Origin of the sequence: Arthrobacter sp. B1I2 (genome assembly GCF_030816485.1) — a bacterium.
Classification (GTDB): Bacteria; Actinomycetota; Actinomycetes; order Actinomycetales; family Micrococcaceae; genus Arthrobacter.
This window is the reverse complement of the sequence record NZ_JAUSYC010000001.1, coordinates 756,374-772,666: the sequence shown is the minus strand read 5'-3', so window position 1 is coordinate 772,666 and position 16,293 is coordinate 756,374. Positions and strand designations below refer to the sequence as shown.

Genomic DNA, 16,293 nt, shown 5'->3' with positions numbered 1-16,293 from the left:
CGCCCACGGGCCCTTGCCCCGCTGGCCAGGCCAGGAAACCCCTGCGCGTTTAGATCGATGTTGCTTAGAGGAAGCGGTCCAGGAGGCTTGCTTCGGCCATCCGGCTGAGCCCCTCCCGGACGGTGCGGGCACGCTGGTCGCCGATGCCGTCAACGGTCATGAGGTCATCAATGGTGGCGGCCATCAGGAACTGCAGCCCGCCGAAATGGTCCACCAGCCGGTCCGCCACGGCTTTCGGGACTGCCTTCAGGCCGGACAGCAGCCGGTAGCCGCGGGGCTGCACCACGGCGTCAAGGTTTGCTTCGCCGCCCGCAAATCCCACGATCGACGAGATCTTGCCCAGGTCGATCAGTTCCGTTGGTCCCAGGTTGACGAGTTCATTCACAGCATTTTCGATGTCTTCGGCGGAAGCATTGGGGCTGGCGTAGTCGCGGATGATCACGTCGCTGCCCGGACCCCGTCCCACGGTCAGCTCGTCCAGCTGGAGGGAGAGGAGGCGGCCGTCTTCGCCCAGTTCCAGGACGTACTGCGAGATTTCCTCCGAAATGCGGCGGACCATTTCCTGCCGCTGGAGGGTCACGGCCACGTCGCGCACCGTCACCATCGCCTCGATTTCCAGCGCTGACAGCGAACTGGTGACCTGGTCCAGGCGGGCCACGTAGCGCTCCAGGGTGGCCAGCGCCTGGTTGGCGCGGGCAAGGACGTTTTCGGAGCCCTCCAGGACGTGCCGCAATCCGTTGACGTACAGGGCGATGATCTGCATGGACTGGCTGACGGAAATGACCGGGGCTCCGGTCTGCTTGGCTACCCGTTCCGCCGTGCGGTGCCGGGTGCCGGACTCCTGCGTTTCGATGCTTGAGTCCGGGACCAGCTGGACCGCGGCACGCAGGATGTTGCCCGCGTCCTTGTCGCAGATGATGGCGCCGTCCATCTTGGCCAGTTCGCGCAGGCGGGTAGGCGAGAATTCGATGCCGATATCGAATCCGCCAGAGCAGATGGAATCGATGGTGCGGTCGGAACCGAGGACGATCAGCGCGCCGGTGCGCCCGCGGAGGATCCGTTCCAGGCCGTCGCGGAGGGGGGTTCCGGGTGCAACCCTGCCCAGAGTAGCCCTCAGCGATTCTTCGGGGCTCCGCGCCATAGGTGTTTCCCTTCGAAGGTGCGGACCGCCGCCGGCAGGAATGCCGACGTCCGCAGTTGGCCGGCAGGATCAAAAAGTGCTCTGATTCCCGCAAGCTCAATGATAGGGGTAAGAAACCGAACTTCCGCACGGGCAAGCCCCAAAGTGCCCCATTAGGGGGTGCCCGGAACGGCCGGGAAAACGCCTGTTTAACCCTGTCCGGTCCGGGCACTTTCGCCGCTCGTGACCCGGGGTCCACCGTCTTGCTCAGGCGGGCTGCCCCAGGGGTGTGACCGTTTTGGTGCTGCTGTCCCAGAGCCGCGCTCCCGTACAGCGGCCCTCAAGGCGCAGGTCCAGCAGGTCCATGGCTGTTCCGAGCTGGTGCCCGGGAATGCGCCGGGAGATCGTGGCGTGCGGTGTCCACGCCCCCGGGCACGTCAGCGGCAGCGCCCCGGACAGGGCCTGGTGCAGGAGGCAGTGCAGGTCCAGCAGGGGAGCAGTCAGCAGGACCGCCCGGGCAAGGACGTACTTACCGGCGCCCGCGGGAAAAACGATCGCTCCCGAGAAGGTGATGTCCATGGGCAGCCTCTGCCAGGGGCCTTCCTGCGCGGCAACCAGGTCCAAGCCGGCGGCAAGCGTGATGTGTGGGCTGTTGCTGGGGGAGGAATGCGCGGCCAGGCTCGGGAGGCCGGCGGCCGCGAGCCGTGCCCAGTCGGCCCTGATCAGGGAATCGGTGGGGCCATCAAAGACCAACTCGATGCTTCGCATGAACACATCATGCCGCTGCCCGCTGCCCGCTGCCTGCTGCCCGTTGTCCGTTGTCCGATACCGGCTGCGCGCCGGAAGCTGCCACTGCCCCGGAGGGCTTCAGCGCTTCCGCTCCCTGAGCATCCGTTCCAAGTCCCTGCTGACTTTGGAGAGGGACGCGGCCCGGAGTGCCTTATGCTCAGCCGCTGTTTGCACCCTGCGCTTCCGGGCCGGGCTGGAAGGAGGGGTAGAACCAGGGGCCTGCGCCCCGGCGGCGCCAAGGCCTGTTGCCAGTTTGGTGCCCAGGTTGGTGGCCAACGGGTCAAAGAAAAGGTTCCCGGAGAAAGTGACGCCATGGATCATGCGCCCAAGCTAACGGTCCCGCATTTCGCAGCTTTGAACGTCCGGTTTCGCCTGCGTTAAGCCGAACCCGTCCCGTTTGCAGCGCTGCGATAAACTTGTACTTTGGCCGTTTGCCAATAACAATCCCCGCCCTCGAGTCGCAGCGCATACCCAAAAGCGCACTGGGCAGCCCAACCGCAGCGAAGGTAGCACCGTGTCCCAAGATGTCCTGACCCCCGCCAGGGTCTCTGCCATTCACAAAGAAGCGGGCCGCCGTCGGACCTTTGCTGTCATTTCCCACCCCGACGCCGGCAAGTCCACGCTCACCGAGGCGCTGGCCCTGCACGCAAAGGTCATCGGCACCGCGGGCGCTTCCAGCGGCAAAGCCAACCGCAAGGAAACCGTCTCCGACTGGATGCAGATGGAGAAGGACCGCGGCATCTCCATCAGCTCGGCGGCGCTGCAGTTCTCCTACCGGGACACCGTCATCAACCTCCTGGACACCCCCGGCCACGCCGACTTCTCCGAGGACACCTACCGTGTGCTGGCCGCCGTCGACTGCGCCGTGATGCTGGTGGATGCCGCCAAGGGCCTGGAAACCCAGACCATGAAACTCTTCGAGGTCTGCAAGCAGCGCAACCTGCCCATCATCACGGTCATCAACAAATGGGACCGGCCCGGCCTGGACCCCTTGGCGCTGATGGACGAGATCACCGAACGCACCGGCCTGCAGCCCATGCCGCTGACCTGGGCCGTGGGCATCTCCGGCGACTTCCGCGGCGTCTGGGACCTCCGCAACGACCGCTTCGCCCGGTTCCAGCGCAACAACGCCGGCGCCCAGATCGCCATCACTGAATACTTCACCCCCGAGGAAGCGGCAAAAACCCAGGGCAGCAACTGGTCCGACGCCGTGGACGAGGCCGGCCTGGTGATCGAGTCCAACCTCGAGTTCGACGTCGACGCCTTCCACGCCGGCAAGGCCACCCCCATCCTGTTCAGCTCCGCCGCGCTCAACTTCGGCGTCAAGGAACTGCTGGACGCTCTGGTGGACTTCGCGCCGCCGGCAGCGCCCCGCCCGGACGTGGAAGGCAACCCCCGTCCCGTGGAATCCCCGTTCTCCGGCTTCGTCTTCAAGGTCCAGGCCGGCATGAACAAAGCGCACCGCGACCATGTGGCCTTCATCCGCGTCTGCTCCGGCGTGTTCGAGCGCGGCATGGTGGTCACCCAGACCCGCACCGGCAAGTCCTTCGCCACCAAGTACGCGCAACAGGTGTTCGGCCGCGAACGTGAGGTGATCGACGAGGCCTACCCCGGGGACGTGGTGGGCCTGGTCAACGCCTCATCGCTGCGCGTCGGCGACAGCCTGTTCCTTGAAGAACCCGTGGAATACCCGGCCATCCCGCTGTTCGCCCCCGAACACTTCCAGGTGGCCCGGTCCAAGGACCCCAGCAAGTTCAAGCAGTTCCGCCGCGGCATCGAGCAGCTCGAACACGAAGGCGTCATCCAGGTGCTCCGCTCCGACGTCCGCGGTGACCAGGCGCCGGTGCTTGCCGCCGTAGGACCCATGCAGTTCGAGGTGGTGGAGGACCGCATGGCGCATGACTTCAGCGCCCCGATGCGCCTTGAACGCCTGCCCTACTCCCTGGCCAGGATCTCCACGGCGGACGCCATGCCTGCGCTGGCCAACGTGATCGGTGCCGAGGTGCTGTTGCGGTCCGACGGCGAGTACCTCGCCCTGTTCAACGACGTTTACGCGCTGCGCCGCATCGAAAAGAACCACCCGGACCTGACGCTCGTGCCCATCGGCACGCACAACCCCGCGAAGTAGGACCAAATGACCAACCATCAACGCGCGCTGGTCACCGGCGTCGGCACCATCAACCCGCTTGGTTCCACAGTCAAGGAAACCTGGGAGGCCCTGCTTGGCGGGCGTTCCGGGATTGCGGCTCTGGAGCAGGACTGGGCGGAGCAGCTGCCGGTAAGGATCGCCGGGCAGGTCACGGCAGACCTTTCGGAGCACCTGAGCACCCGCGAGCTGAAGCGGATGGACCGGTGCGGGCAGTTCGCGCTGATTGCGGCACGTGAGGCGTGGGAACAGGCCGGTGCCCCGGAGGTGGATCCCGAGCGGTTCGCGGTGGTGATCGGCTCCGCGTATGGCGGGCTGGGCTCCACCATCGAACAGGACCGTACGCTCAACCAGTCCGGCCCGCGCAAGGTTTCCCCGCACACCCTCACCCGGCTGATGGTCAACGGCCCGGCCGCCTGGGTGTCCATCGATCTCGGCGCCCGCGGCGGCGCCCGGACGCCTGTCAGCGCCTGTGCCTCCGGGGCTGAGGCGATTGTCCAGGCAGCCGAGATGATCCGCTCCGGTGCTGCCGACGTCGTGATTGCCGGCGGTGTTGACGCCTCGGTGAATGACCTGGTGATCAGCGGCTTTGCCCAGATCCGTGCCCTGTCCACCCGTTCGGCTGACCCGCAGCGGGCGTCGCGGCCGTTCGACGGCGGCCGGGACGGCTTTGTGCTCGCTGAGGGCGCCGGGGTGGTGGTGCTGGAGAGCGAAGAGCACGCCCGCGCCCGCGGCGCCGCGGTGCTTGGGTCCGTGGCCGGGGGAGCGGTGACCTCCGACGCGAACGACATTGTGGCCGCCGATCCTGCCATGCAGCGGCGGGTCATGGAGAAGGCGCTGGACTCCGCGGGCATGCAGCCGGCCGACATCGGATTCGTCCACGCGCACGCCACCTCAACTCCCGTGGGCGACCGGTTGGAAGGCCAGGCCATCAACGCGGTCTTTGGTGCTGATGTGCCGGTCACTTCCACCAAGGGGCATACCGGCCACCTGCTGGGCGGCGCCGGCGCGCTGGCCGCCGTCGTGGTCCTCGAAGCCCTGCGCACCGGCAAGGTGCCGGGAACGCTGAACGTGGAGACGCTGGACCCGGAAGTGGACCTTAACGTCATCACCGAAGGCACCCACCAGCTTCCGCCGGGTTATGCCCCGGCCGGGCTGGTGAATGCCTTCGGTTTTGGTGGCCACAGCGTGGCGCTGGTGATCACGGGCTCATAGCCTCAGAGTCCCGGGCCGTTTGCGCCCGGGACGCCGGAACGGTGCGGTAACGCCCGAACGTTAGGGCGTCCCGGCACCGATCCGGCGATTGCGGCGCAATCGCATCATCGCCTAGGCCCGGGTGGGCACTGCCGCCTCCACGCTGCGGTCCTGGGCTTCGGCGGCCGGCGCTGCGTCGTGGCCGCTGCGCCGCTCCTTCAGGAAGTACACCAGGCCCGCGGCGATCGTGGACGCGGCGGCAAGCGCGAAGAGGCCGGGGATGACGCTTCCGGTGTTCGCCGTTCTGCGGTGGCCTCACGTCGCAGCGGCGTCCTTGGCCAGCGCGTCAAGGATGGGCAGCTGGCCCTTCACGAGTTTGAGCCGGGCCTCCTGTTCCGGGAACCAGCGGGCGTCGTCGATTTCGGGGGTAGTGCTGGATCCGGCCGGACCCCTTGGGCCATTCAAGCGGGAAGGTGTTGCTGGTGATCACCCCGGGGGCGAAATCTGCCTGCGCCGCGTAGACCATGATGAGCTTTCCGGAGGGTTGCCGGAATTCGCCAAGCAGCCGGTATTCAGCTTCCGGGGCCGCGGTGCCCATCTCCTCTTCGAACTCGCGCAGTGCGGCGGCCAGCGGGTCCTCCCCATCGGCATACTCGCCCTTGGGAATCGACCAGGCATGCGCGTCCTTGCGCGCCCAGAACGGGCCTCCCATGTGGGCGATCCATACCTGCAGCCCGTCCGGGGCACCGGCAGCGGCGCCCGGGTCCTGCCGGTACAGCAGGATGCCGGCGCTTCGAATGGGCATGTGGTACTTCCGATCTGTCGTTTCCATGGAAAAGTTCAGTTGCTGCCTGCCGTTAACGTGGAGTTCACGGCGCTGCTTTAGGTTATTCCTTCAGGCACTCTGCTCGAAGGGACCACTCATGGCAAACATTGCCGAGGTTTTGGGACGGCTCACGCCGGAGGAAGTCGATGAGCTCCGCAGCATTGGTGCGCAGGGCCACCTGCCACGGCATCTGGTGGATGCCCTGGACCGCGCCGCCGGGGGAACAGGTTCGGGCCGCGGGTACTACGTGGCGAACGGCAACGTGAGCGCCACCGGCGGCCCCCTCCTGGTGCTGCGCAGCGACGTCTCGCGGTGGCTGGCCGACGCCGGCTCCTGACCCGTTCGCCCGGCCCGCTACGCGGTCCGGCACGTCCCGCCACCACAGGCAGGGATAACGGGTCTTGCCGGTACCGGTCAAGTCTCCGGCAGGATGAAGGTTGCCCTGGTGCCCACGCCGGGCTCACTGTCCAGGCTGATTGACCCGCCGTGGCCTTCCACGATGGTCTTGCTGACCGGCAGTCCCAAGCCTGCGCCCGGGATGGCTGTTGCGCGGGACCGTGCCGAACGGAAGAACTTGGTGAAGGCCTGTTCCTGCTCTTCCTCCGTCATCCCCAGACCCGGATCGGTGATGGCACAGGCCGGGCCCGTCTCGGCCCTGAAGGCCCTGGCGGTGATCACGCCGCCGTTGGGGGAGTACTTGATGGCGTTCGAGAGCAGGTTCCGGACCACCTGGCTGATTCGTGCCGGGTCCATCCTGGCGGGCAGGGGCTGCTCCACGTCAAGCACCAGCCGCAATCCGTTGCCGGCAGCCTTGGGCAGGGCTGCGTCCACCTCCCGGGCCACCAACCGGGCGAGGTCCGCCTCCTCCAGCGAGAGGTCAACACGCTCTGAAGCGACCGCAATGAGGTCATTGACGAGGCCCAGCAGGTGTTCCGCGTTCCGGCGGACCACCAGAAGCTCCTCGCGGATGTCCTCATGCCCCGGTTCGTCCAGGACCAGTTCCAGGTAGCCGAGAATGGACGTCAACGGGGTCCGCAGCTCGTGCGAGACAGTGGCAACGAAGTTGTCCTTGGCAGCCAGGGTGCCGATGAGGCTGGTCACATCCACAAACGTGATCACGGCGCCGCCTTCCTGCCCGCCGGCGGGAGGGAAGCCGTGCGAGCCCACGGAGTAGGCGCGCTGGCGGTCCGGTGGACCTGCCCAGTACAACTCGTCAGTGAATGATTCCCCTGCGGCGGCGCGCGCCGCAGGCAGCAGGTTCTCCGGGACCGGGGTGGAGCGGTCGGGCGCCAGGAGCTGCCCCTGGCCGCGGGCCGGGTTGATGACACCGGCAAGGGCAGGGTCCGCATGCATGGCCCTGTTTGCCAGCACGGTGCTGCCACGGCCGTCCACCACCCAGACGCCCACTCCGACGGCTTTGAGGACGGCGTCGAGCAACCCCTGCCGGCGGATGCTTTCACCGAGCGTGCGGGCCAGTTCATTCTCGTTTTCCATGAGCCTGATCCGTTGCCGGCGGATAGTGGTGGCCACCACGTGTGCGGTCACGGCGATAACCGACATGACCAGGGGGAGGATAAGGGTGCGGATCATCGATCCCCCCGCCGGCGGTGAGCCCTGGACGGCGGAGGGGACGACCGTGCTGAGGACGGTCCCTGCAATGGCCAGGGCAGGCATGTATGGCGGGACATGGGCGGAGAGCCAGATGACGGGGAACACCAGCATCATGCTGAGGACACTGAAGGCGGGGCCTCCCGCCTCACGGGTGAAGCCGATGGCAAGGCAGTCAAGGAGCGGGATCACGGCGAATGCCCTTGCGGGAAGTCGGGCCCACGGTATGGCCACGCACGCTGCGGCGATGGCCAAGTGGAACAGCAGCGCCGCCAGGAACAAATTGCTGGTCAATGTCTCCGGGCTGAAGATAGCCGCGGCAACCACCACGAGTGCGATGGTCAAGGTGACCGGCATTTGGCTGGCCACTACCCTCTTGCGCGCACTAAGGCTGCCAAAGAGCCCGTCAAGGCGGTCCGACACCACGGGCTGCGCCGGCACCCTCCGTCCGTGGCCCCCACCTGCAGCGGTGCCCTGCTGTTCCTGAATTACCACGGTGCCCCCAGAGCACAGAAATTCAAGCCTCCGTCTGCAAGAAGGCGCTGTACACAGATTACCCGTGGAAGGGGAACTACCAGCAGGCGCTATCCGATCAGCAGGCTCAGCGCTTCCGTGAGGTGCTCCACTTCGCGCACCGAAAATCCTGCCGGTACCGGGCCCGGTCCAGTATGGCTGGCCGGAACCACGGCATGGGTGAATCCCAGCCGGTGGGCCTCCTGGATCCGCTGGTTGATGCCCGGTACCGGCCGGACCTCGCCGGCCAGCCCCACCTCACCAAACGCGACCAGCCGGATGGGCAAGGGCTTGCGGGCTTTTGCAGAGGCCACGGCAAGGGCAACCGCAAGGTCCGTGGCCGGTTCACTGAGTTTCACCCCGCCCACCGTGGCAACGTATGAATCGTCCTTGTGCAGCAGGGTCCCTGCCCGCTGCTGCAGCACGGCCAGGAGCATGGACACACGCGAACTGTCCAGTCCGCTGGTGGCCCGCCGCGGCTGCGAATTGGGACTTTCGGCCAGCAGCGACTGCACCTCCGCCAGCAGGGGGCGGCGCCCCTCCATGGTGACCGTGATGCAGGTTCCGGAGACCGGGTCCTTGGTGCGGCTGACGAACAGCCCGCTGGGATCGGTCAGGCCCTCGATGCCGTTCTCGTTGAGGTCGAAGCAGCCCACGTCGTCGGTGGGGCCATACCGGTTCTTGACCGCCCGGAGCAGCCGCAGCCGGGAGTGCCGCTCACCCTCGAACTGGCACACCACATCCACCAGGTGTTCCAGCAGCCGCGGCCCGGCGATGGAACCATCCTTGGTGACGTGACCCACCAGCAGGGTGGTCATGTTCCGCCGCTTGGCCGCGGCAATAATGGACGCCGCCACTTCGCGGACCTGGGACACGCCACCGGCGCTGCCGTCCACGTCCGCGCTGCTGAGGGTCTGCACGGAGTCCACGATGAGCAGCCGCGGTTCGATTTTCTCCACCTGTCCCAGCGCCTGGCCCAGGTCCGTCTCCGCGGACAGGTACAGGGAATCTGCAACCGCGTCGATCCGCTCCGCGCGCAGCTTCACCTGCGCGGCCGACTCTTCGCCCGTGACATAGAGGACGTCCTGGGCGGTCCGCGCGAACTTCGCAGCAACGTCCAGCAGCAGGGTCGACTTACCCACCCCGGGCTCTCCTGCCAGCAGGATGACGGCGCCGGGAACCAGGCCTCCGCCCAACACCCGGTCCAGCTCGTCCACCCCGGTGGGCAGGAACGCGGCGGTGGTGGCGTCCACGTCCGCGATCCGCCGCGCCGGCTCCACGACTGTTGTTGCCGCAGTCGTCCGCGCTGTCGCAGTGCCCGTTTCCTCAACCGTGCCCCACGCCTGGCACTCGCCGCAGCGACCCACCCATTTGGCGGTGGTCCAGCCGCATTCTGCGCATTTGTACGCGGGCGCCTTGGAGGCCCGGGAAGTCTTTGTTGCCATGAGTTCAACCCTAGTGGCGGGCACTGACATTCCCCGCCCGCACCCGTCCCCGGCCCGTGGGCCCACCCGCACTACAGCGCGGGCAGCACGTCCCTGGCCTCGTCCGCGTCCATGCCCGTGGCCTCCAGCAGGTCCACCATCAGCGGCCGGAACAGCATCACCACGGTTTCACCCTCCAGCCGCTGCACCTCCAGCAGCTTGGGGTGCAGGCGCAGGGCGATTTCGCTCAGGTCGCGCCGGGCAGTGCGCAGGTGGGCACGGCGTACGCCGTCGTGCGATTCCGCAAGGCCCAGCGAAAGCTCATCAATCGCGGCAGCGGTCTCCTGCAGCACCTCCGCGATACTGTCCGTCGCCTCGTCCGAGAGGGCGGCATGGTTGATGGCGCTGGTGAGCCTGCGGGCAAAAACGCGGCTGTTGCGCAGCGCCAGGTCGATGAAGTCCAGCGACTGCTTGAGCCGGTCCAGTTCCTCCCGGTGCCGGCGGTAGGCGGGCGCCAGCGTTGCAACCTCCCCGGAGGCCCGGAGCGACTGGCGCATGGCATCCACCAGGGGCTGGCAGTTCCTGCCCCGGATCAGCGCGTGCCAGGCCTGTGTTGAGTCGCTGTTGGCCAGCGCGCCGGCGCATTCCCGCAGCACCTCGGCCAGTTCGTGCAGCAGTTTCTGGACGTCACGGCGCGGCTCCCGGCGCGGATCCTTGGGCATGAGAATGGTCACCAGCAGGGCGCAGAGGCCGCCCACAACAGCGTCGATGCTGCGGGTGAACGGGCCGCCCGCGGGCGCCGGCAGCAGCACCACCAGCAGCGACTGCAGCCCCAGCTGGGTAGTGAAGATGGTGCCGCTGTCCAGGAAGCGGGCCAGGAGGATGGAGAAGAGAAGGACGACGGCGGCCTGCCAGATGCCGCTGCCCAGCCAGTGCAGGAGCAGGTCGCCCACCGCGATCCCGATGGTGCAGCCAAGGCCAACCTCCACTACCCGCCGCAGCCGCGGCTCGCGCGAAAAACCCAGGGCGATCAGGGATGACGTTGCAGCGAAGAGCGGGCCGCTGTGCCCCAGGACGTATTCGGCGAAGGCGTAGGCCGCCACCGCGCAGATGGTCATCTGGATGGCGGGAACCAGGGAGTTCCGGCTCCGGATCAGCCCGGTCCGGATGCGGCCGTGCAGGAACCGCCTGCCTGCTGAAAGTCCTGCTGCTGGAGCCATGCCGTCCAGTCTATTTGCTGCCCCGTCCGTTTATTTGGCAGCCGGCGCACTAGGGCCGCCCATGTGATCCACGCAATGGCGACCCGGCATTTGTCAGCCAATATGCCGCCGTCGTTAATCCTGCGTTCACTTTGGACAGCCCATCCCGTTACCTGCGGCCCATAACTTTCTAGAAGGTACACACCGTACGCATCGCGCAGCAGGGTTCTCCGCCCTGTCCCGCACCTGAAAAAACCCTGGAAGGGGTATATCCAGTGAAGGCACTTCGCTTCGGCCGCCACGCGGCTATCGCTGTTATCGCGGCAGGCGCACTCGCGCTCACCGCATGCGGTTCAGACAACGCCACGGGCACCGCGCCGGCCGGCAACCAGTCTGCCGGCGGCACCAAGGTTACCGGCACGCTGACCGGCATCGGCTCCTCCGCGCAGGGCGCCGCCATGGACGCCTGGAAGACCAACTTTGCCTCCGCCAACTCCGGCGCCACCGTGCAGTACTCCCCGGACGGCTCAGGTGCGGGCCGCAAGGCGATCCTGGACGGCTCGGCCCAGTTCGCCGGCTCGGACGCCTACCTGAAGGATGACGAATACGCCTCCTCCAAGGCAGTCTGCGGCCCCGACGGCGCCATCAACGTACCGGTCTACATTTCGCCGATCGCCGTGGCATTCAACGTTCCCGGCGTCACGGACCTGAAGCTGGACGCCACCACCGTGGCCAAGATCTTCCGCGGCCAGATCTCCAAGTGGAACGACCCCGCCATCGCCGCCCTGAACGCCGGCGTCGCGCTGCCGGACCTGAAGGTCACCCCGGTGAACCGCTCCGACGACTCGGGCACCACCCAGAACTTCACCGACTACCTGGCCGCCGCAGCCTCCGACGTCTGGACGGACAAGGCCGCCGGCATCTGGCCCGCCAGCCTCCAGGGTGAGAACGCCAAGGGAACCTCCGGCGTGGTCAAGACCGTCACGGACACCCCCGGTGCCGTGACCTACGCGGATGACTCCGCCGTCAGCGGCAAGCTGGGCGTGGCCCAGATCAAGGTGGGCGAGTCCTTCACCAAGATCTCCGCCGATGCCGCAGCCAAGGCAGTGGACGCGGGCAAGCCGGTCGAGGGCCGCGCCGCCAACGACCTGTCCATCAAGCTGGACCGCAAGACCACCATCGAAGGCGCCTACCCGATCGTCCTGGTGTCCTTCCACGTCCTGTGCAGCACGTACGACAAGCAGGAGACCGTTGACCTGGTCAAGGCCTTCGAGAACTACGTGGTTTCCCAAGAAGGCCAGAAGGCCGCAGCAGAGTCGGCCAAGTCCGCTCCGCTGTCCTCGGACCTCGCAGCCAAGGCCGCCAAGGCCATCGACTCGATCAAGGCCAAGTCCTAGCCAACGCTGCTAAACCGGGTTCCCCGCCTGCCGGAAAGGCAGCGCGGGGAACTTGGCTTTGCACCCTCCTCAATCCAGCAACGAATCGAAGGGCCGTCGAATGACCGCCACCTCCCTGACCAGTACCCAGGGCGCCGGGCGCGCCGGGGACAAAGTCTTTTCCGGCGCCGCGCTGGCAGCCGGGTGCCTGATCCTCGCCGTCCTCTTCGGCGTCGCACTCTTCCTGGTGGTCCAGGCAATTCCCGCGCTGACCGCGCCTGCCGACAAAATCCAGGGCGGCCAGGGCTTCTTCGCCTACATCGGGCCCATCGTGATCGGCACCCTCATCGCCGCCGTCATTGCCCTGGTGATCGCCACGCCCATCGCCATCGGAGTGGCGCTGTTCATCTCGCACTTCGCGCCCCGCGGACTGGCCTCCGGACTCGGCTACGTGGTGGATCTCCTCGCCGCCATCCCGTCAGTGGTCTACGGTGCCTGGGGTGCCGCATTCCTGGCCAAGGAAATTTCGCCGGCATACGGCTGGCTCGCGGCAAACATGGGCTGGCTCCCCATCTTCCAGGGCCCTGCCTCCACCACCGGCAAGACCATCCTCACCGCGGGCATCGTCCTGGCGGTCATGATCCTGCCGATCATCACCTCCCTGTCCCGCGAGATCTTCCTGCAGACCCCCAAGCTGCATGAGGAAGCTGCGCTGGCCCTGGGCGCCACACGCTGGGAAATGATCAAGATGGCCGTGCTGCCCTTCGCCCGCCCGGGCATCATCAGCGCCGTCATGCTGGGCCTGGGCCGCGCGCTGGGCGAAACCATGGCCGTAGCCCTGGTGCTGTCCTCAGGCGCCCTGACGGCCAGCCTGATCCAGTCCGGAAACCAGACCATCGCTGCCGAGATCGCGCTGAACTTCCCCGAAGCCAGCGGGCTCAAGGTGAGCACCCTGATCGCTGCCGGCCTGGTGCTGTTCATCATCACCCTGGCAGTGAACATGATCGCCCGCTGGGTCATCACCCGGCACAAAGAATTCTCGGGAGCCAACTAAATGACCTCCACGCTTACCCCGGTCCGCAGCAAGCGGTCCGCACTCACCAAGGGCCAGCTCCCCAAGTACGCCCCCTACGCCGTTCTGGGCGCGGCCCTGATCGTGGGTGCCGCCATCCTGGCGCTGCTCGGCTTCAACGCGTTCGGGTGGGGGCTGGTCTCGGCACTGCTGTTCACGATCGGCCTCGTGTCCTGGAGTGCCGCCGTGGAAGGCTCCCGCAAGGCCAAGGACAAGCTGGCCACCTGCCTGGTGGTGGGCTCGTTCCTGGTGGCGCTGCTGCCCCTGGTTTCGGTGATCTGGACCGTGCTGGTCAACGGCGTGCCGGGGCTCATCACCCCCGGGTTCCTCACCACCTCCATGAACGGGGTCACCGGCGCCTTCGACAACAAGGCCGTGGAAAGCGGCGGCCCCGTGCTGGGCGGCATCTACCACGCCCTCCTGGGCACCGTGCAGATCACCCTGCTGGCCACCGTGATCTCCGTTCCGGTGGGGCTGCTCACGGCCATCTACCTGGTGGAGTATGGCCAGGACGGCAAACTGGCCAGGGCCATTACCTTCTTCGTGGACGTCATGACCGGCATCCCCTCCATCGTGGCGGGCCTGTTCGCCGCCGCGTTCTTCTTCGTGGTCATGGGCCCGGGAACCAAGACCGGTGCGGTGGCGGCGGTCGCGCTTTCGGTGCTGATGATCCCCGTGGTGGTCCGCTCGAGCGAGGAAATGCTCAAGATCGTCCCCAACGAACTCCGCGAAGCCGCCTACGCCCTGGGCGTCCGCAAGTGGCGGACCATCCTCAAGGTGGTGATTCCGACGGCGATCTCCGGCATTGCGTCCGGCGTCACCCTGGCGATCGCCCGGGTCATCGGCGAGACGGCGCCCATCCTGGTCACCGCCGGGTTTGCCACCAGCATCAATTCCAACGTCTTCGGCGGCTGGATGGCGTCGCTGCCCACATACATCTACACCCAGATCCTCAACCCCACCTCGCCCTCCAACCCGGACCCGTCCTCGCAGCGGGCCTGGGGTGCGGCGCTGGTGCTGATCATCCTGGTGATGGTCCTGAACCTGGTGGCCCGCCTGATCGCCAGGATCTTCGCCCCCAAAGCGGGCCGGTAACCAGACCGGCCGCTGACCGGCTCCGCCCTCCCGGGGCGGATCTAGACTTCAACCACACCCAGCAAGTGAAGGAACACCATGTCTAAGCGCATCGACGTCAAGGACCTGAACGTGTACTACGGCGATTTCCTCGCCGTGGAGGACGTCAGCATCAACATCGAGGCCAAGTCCGTCACCGCGTTCATCGGCCCGTCCGGCTGCGGAAAGTCCACCTTCCTCCGCACCCTGAACCGCATGCACGAGGTCATCCCGGGAGCCCGCGTGGAGGGTGAGGTCCTGCTGGACGGCGACAACCTCTACGGCCCCGGGGTGGACCCCGTGACCGTGCGCTCGCAGATCGGCATGGTCTTCCAGCGCCCCAACCCGTTCCCCACCATGTCCATCCGGGACAACGTACTGGCCGGCGTCAAGCTGAACAACAAGAAGATCTCCAAGGGCGAGGCCGATGTCCTGGTGGAGCGCTCACTCAAGGGCGCCAACCTGTGGAACGAGGTCAAGGACCGGCTGGAGAAGCCCGGTTCCGGCCTCTCCGGCGGCCAGCAGCAGCGCCTCTGCATTGCCCGCGCCATCGCCGTGGAGCCGCAGGTGATCCTCATGGACGAGCCCTGCTCCGCCCTTGACCCCATCTCCACACTGGCTATCGAGGACCTGATCAATGAACTCAAGGACCAGTACACGGTGGTGATCGTGACCCACAACATGCAGCAGGCGGCGCGCGTATCTGACAGGACGGCGTTCTTCAACATTGCGGGCACCGGCAAGCCGGGCAAGCTGATCGAGTACGGGGACACCCACACCATCTTCAGCAACCCCGTGCAAAAAGCGACTGAGGACTACGTCTCGGGACGTTTTGGGTAGGCACTGCTCTTGTTGGCGTTCTGCTGAAACGTTAGTACGCTCAGCCGGATACTTCCGGAACCAGTAGTAAGCAGTTTGAGGAGTTTTGCCATGACGCAGACGGCCAGCAACCCCCTGGGCCCCCGGCTTTCGGTTTCCGTGCCTGAGCCCGGGTCAGCGGTGCAGGGATTTGCCGCAGCCGCCGGCCTGGCTGGACCCCTTGCCGCGGGTCCTCTGGTCCCGGAGCTTGAGTCCCACCTCGGGCCGGCCGCGGCAGTCGTGCAGGAAGAGGGGGATGTCCTCTCGGAGGTGTGGCGAACCAGTTCGCACCTTGAGAGCATGCAGTGGGAACTGGACAACGCCCTGGAGTCCCTGCGGCAAGCGGTCCGCAGAGCCTCCGCCGCAGGAGTGGCTCACGATGAACTGTGCACGGCGGGGAACCTGACGCCGGACGAGCTGTCAGCCGTCCTGGTGCCCGCAGCCGGCGGTCCGGCCGGCGTCCAGGTTTAGCAAGGTGCCCGTTCCGTAGGTTACTCCGGGACTTCCAGCTGGAACCCGCAATGGCAGCGCAGCACCCGGGTGGGCAGGGACACGGCATTGAGGCCGCTGCCCGTGTTGCTGCTGCGGTAGCAGAGCCGCTCAACCTCGTACTCCGCTTCCTCCATGGGATAGCCGCAGTGGATGTACTCGTCCCCGAAGAGGATCACCTTGGCCATCCAGCGGACCTGGTTCAATGCGGCGGCCACGTCGGTGGCGAAAGCGGTGTGTTCCTGGAAGAGGTTGCAGTCGTCGCAGGTGTAGGACACCGTGACCAGGTCCCCGCCGGCGGCGCCGATTGCCGTGATGGCGTGAATGGTCAGGTGGTGCCCGGTTCCGCAGGCCTCGCACTGAACTTGCAGTGGCTGTGGCAGGGGGCGCCGGGAATAGGAGGGAGACATGACGCCTGCTCTTTTCCGCGTTGTGCATCCAGGCCGCCGTGTTGCTGCAGCGGCGCTCGTCCGCGGCCCTGCACGCGGCGCGGACGCCGGTCCCCGGCAGCACCATTGGCCGGGGGCGCATTACCGAATGTACGTCACGGCAGTGCCCCTGTACAG

Annotated in this window: 15 protein-coding genes and 1 pseudogene; 8 read left to right on the top strand and 8 right to left on the bottom strand. The window is 66.8% G+C overall.

Translation table 11 applies throughout. From position 1 onward, the window contains the following. Positions 1-64 precede the first annotated feature (64 nt). The 3 genes from disA to QFZ57_RS03605 all read right to left on the bottom strand — a co-directional run bounded on the left by disA (position 65) and on the right by QFZ57_RS03605 (position 2,230). A complete protein-coding gene (gene disA, locus QFZ57_RS03615) occupies positions 65-1,141 on the bottom strand; it encodes a DNA integrity scanning diadenylate cyclase DisA (RefSeq protein WP_306629097.1) in 1,077 nt (358 codons plus the stop codon). Positions 1,142-1,387: 246 nt separating this feature from the next. Then, complete coding sequence (locus QFZ57_RS03610) at positions 1,388-1,888, bottom strand: 2'-5' RNA ligase family protein (RefSeq protein ID WP_306898039.1); 501 nt, start codon at positions 1,886-1,888, stop codon at positions 1,388-1,390. A 99-nt stretch (positions 1,889-1,987) separates the two neighbouring features. Next, entirely contained in the window at positions 1,988-2,230 is a 243-nt protein-coding gene (locus QFZ57_RS03605) for a hypothetical protein (protein ID WP_306898037.1), read from the bottom strand. A 193-nt stretch (positions 2,231-2,423) separates the two neighbouring features. Between QFZ57_RS03605 and QFZ57_RS03600 the strand changes: the two genes are divergently transcribed. Beyond that, a complete protein-coding gene (locus QFZ57_RS03600; RefSeq protein ID WP_306629094.1) occupies positions 2,424-4,037 on the top strand; it encodes a peptide chain release factor 3 in 1,614 nt (537 codons plus the stop codon). 6 nt (positions 4,038-4,043) lie between these two features. Continuing rightward, on the top strand, positions 4,044-5,270 hold the full coding sequence (locus QFZ57_RS03595; RefSeq protein ID WP_306629093.1) for a beta-ketoacyl-[acyl-carrier-protein] synthase family protein: 1,227 nt from the start codon (positions 4,044-4,046) through the stop codon (positions 5,268-5,270). Positions 5,271-5,564: 294 nt separating this feature from the next. Here QFZ57_RS03595 and QFZ57_RS03590 read toward each other — a convergent pair. Further along, a pseudogene (locus QFZ57_RS03590) lies at positions 5,565-6,054 on the bottom strand (NUDIX domain-containing protein). Positions 6,055-6,172: 118 nt separating this feature from the next. Here QFZ57_RS03590 and QFZ57_RS03585 point away from each other — a divergent pair. After that, complete coding sequence (locus QFZ57_RS03585; RefSeq protein WP_306629090.1) at positions 6,173-6,412, top strand: hypothetical protein; 240 nt, start codon at positions 6,173-6,175, stop codon at positions 6,410-6,412. A gap of 77 nt (positions 6,413-6,489) precedes the next feature. Here the strand turns inward: QFZ57_RS03585 and QFZ57_RS03580 are convergent, their stop codons facing one another. The 3 genes from QFZ57_RS03580 to QFZ57_RS03570 form a co-directional block, all read right to left on the bottom strand. Next, positions 6,490-8,124, bottom strand: coding sequence for a sensor histidine kinase (locus QFZ57_RS03580; RefSeq protein ID WP_306898031.1), 1,635 nt, complete (start codon positions 8,122-8,124; stop codon positions 6,490-6,492). 143 nt (positions 8,125-8,267) lie between these two features. After that, a complete protein-coding gene (radA, locus tag QFZ57_RS03575; RefSeq protein WP_306629088.1) occupies positions 8,268-9,641 on the bottom strand; it encodes a DNA repair protein RadA in 1,374 nt (457 codons plus the stop codon). 71 nt (positions 9,642-9,712) lie between these two features. Continuing rightward, complete coding sequence (locus tag QFZ57_RS03570) at positions 9,713-10,840, bottom strand: FUSC family protein (protein ID WP_306629087.1); 1,128 nt, start codon at positions 10,838-10,840, stop codon at positions 9,713-9,715. A 254-nt stretch (positions 10,841-11,094) separates the two neighbouring features. Here QFZ57_RS03570 and pstS point away from each other — a divergent pair, with 254 nt between their 5' ends. The 5 genes from pstS to QFZ57_RS03545 all read left to right on the top strand — a co-directional run bounded on the left by pstS (position 11,095) and on the right by QFZ57_RS03545 (position 15,709). Next, entirely contained in the window at positions 11,095-12,216 is a 1,122-nt protein-coding gene (gene pstS / locus QFZ57_RS03565; RefSeq protein WP_306898023.1) for a phosphate ABC transporter substrate-binding protein PstS, read from the top strand. Between the two features lie 100 nt (positions 12,217-12,316). After that, entirely contained in the window at positions 12,317-13,249 is a 933-nt protein-coding gene (gene pstC, locus QFZ57_RS03560) for a phosphate ABC transporter permease subunit PstC (protein WP_306629085.1), read from the top strand. After that, the gene (gene pstA, locus QFZ57_RS03555) at positions 13,250-14,362 is read left to right on the top strand and encodes a phosphate ABC transporter permease PstA (protein WP_306898021.1); all 1,113 of its coding nucleotides are present in this window, start codon (positions 13,250-13,252) and stop codon (positions 14,360-14,362) included. Between the two features lie 78 nt (positions 14,363-14,440). Further along, a complete protein-coding gene (gene pstB / locus QFZ57_RS03550) occupies positions 14,441-15,220 on the top strand; it encodes a phosphate ABC transporter ATP-binding protein PstB (RefSeq protein WP_018770927.1) in 780 nt (259 codons plus the stop codon). 90 nt (positions 15,221-15,310) lie between these two features. Next, entirely contained in the window at positions 15,311-15,709 is a 399-nt protein-coding gene (locus QFZ57_RS03545) for a hypothetical protein (protein WP_306898012.1), read from the top strand. 20 nt (positions 15,710-15,729) lie between these two features. On the opposite strand, the gene QFZ57_RS03540 is transcribed toward QFZ57_RS03545, so the two are convergent. Then, entirely contained in the window at positions 15,730-16,137 is a 408-nt protein-coding gene (locus tag QFZ57_RS03540; RefSeq protein WP_306898010.1) for a hypothetical protein, read from the bottom strand. Positions 16,138-16,293: the final 156 nt, after the last annotated feature.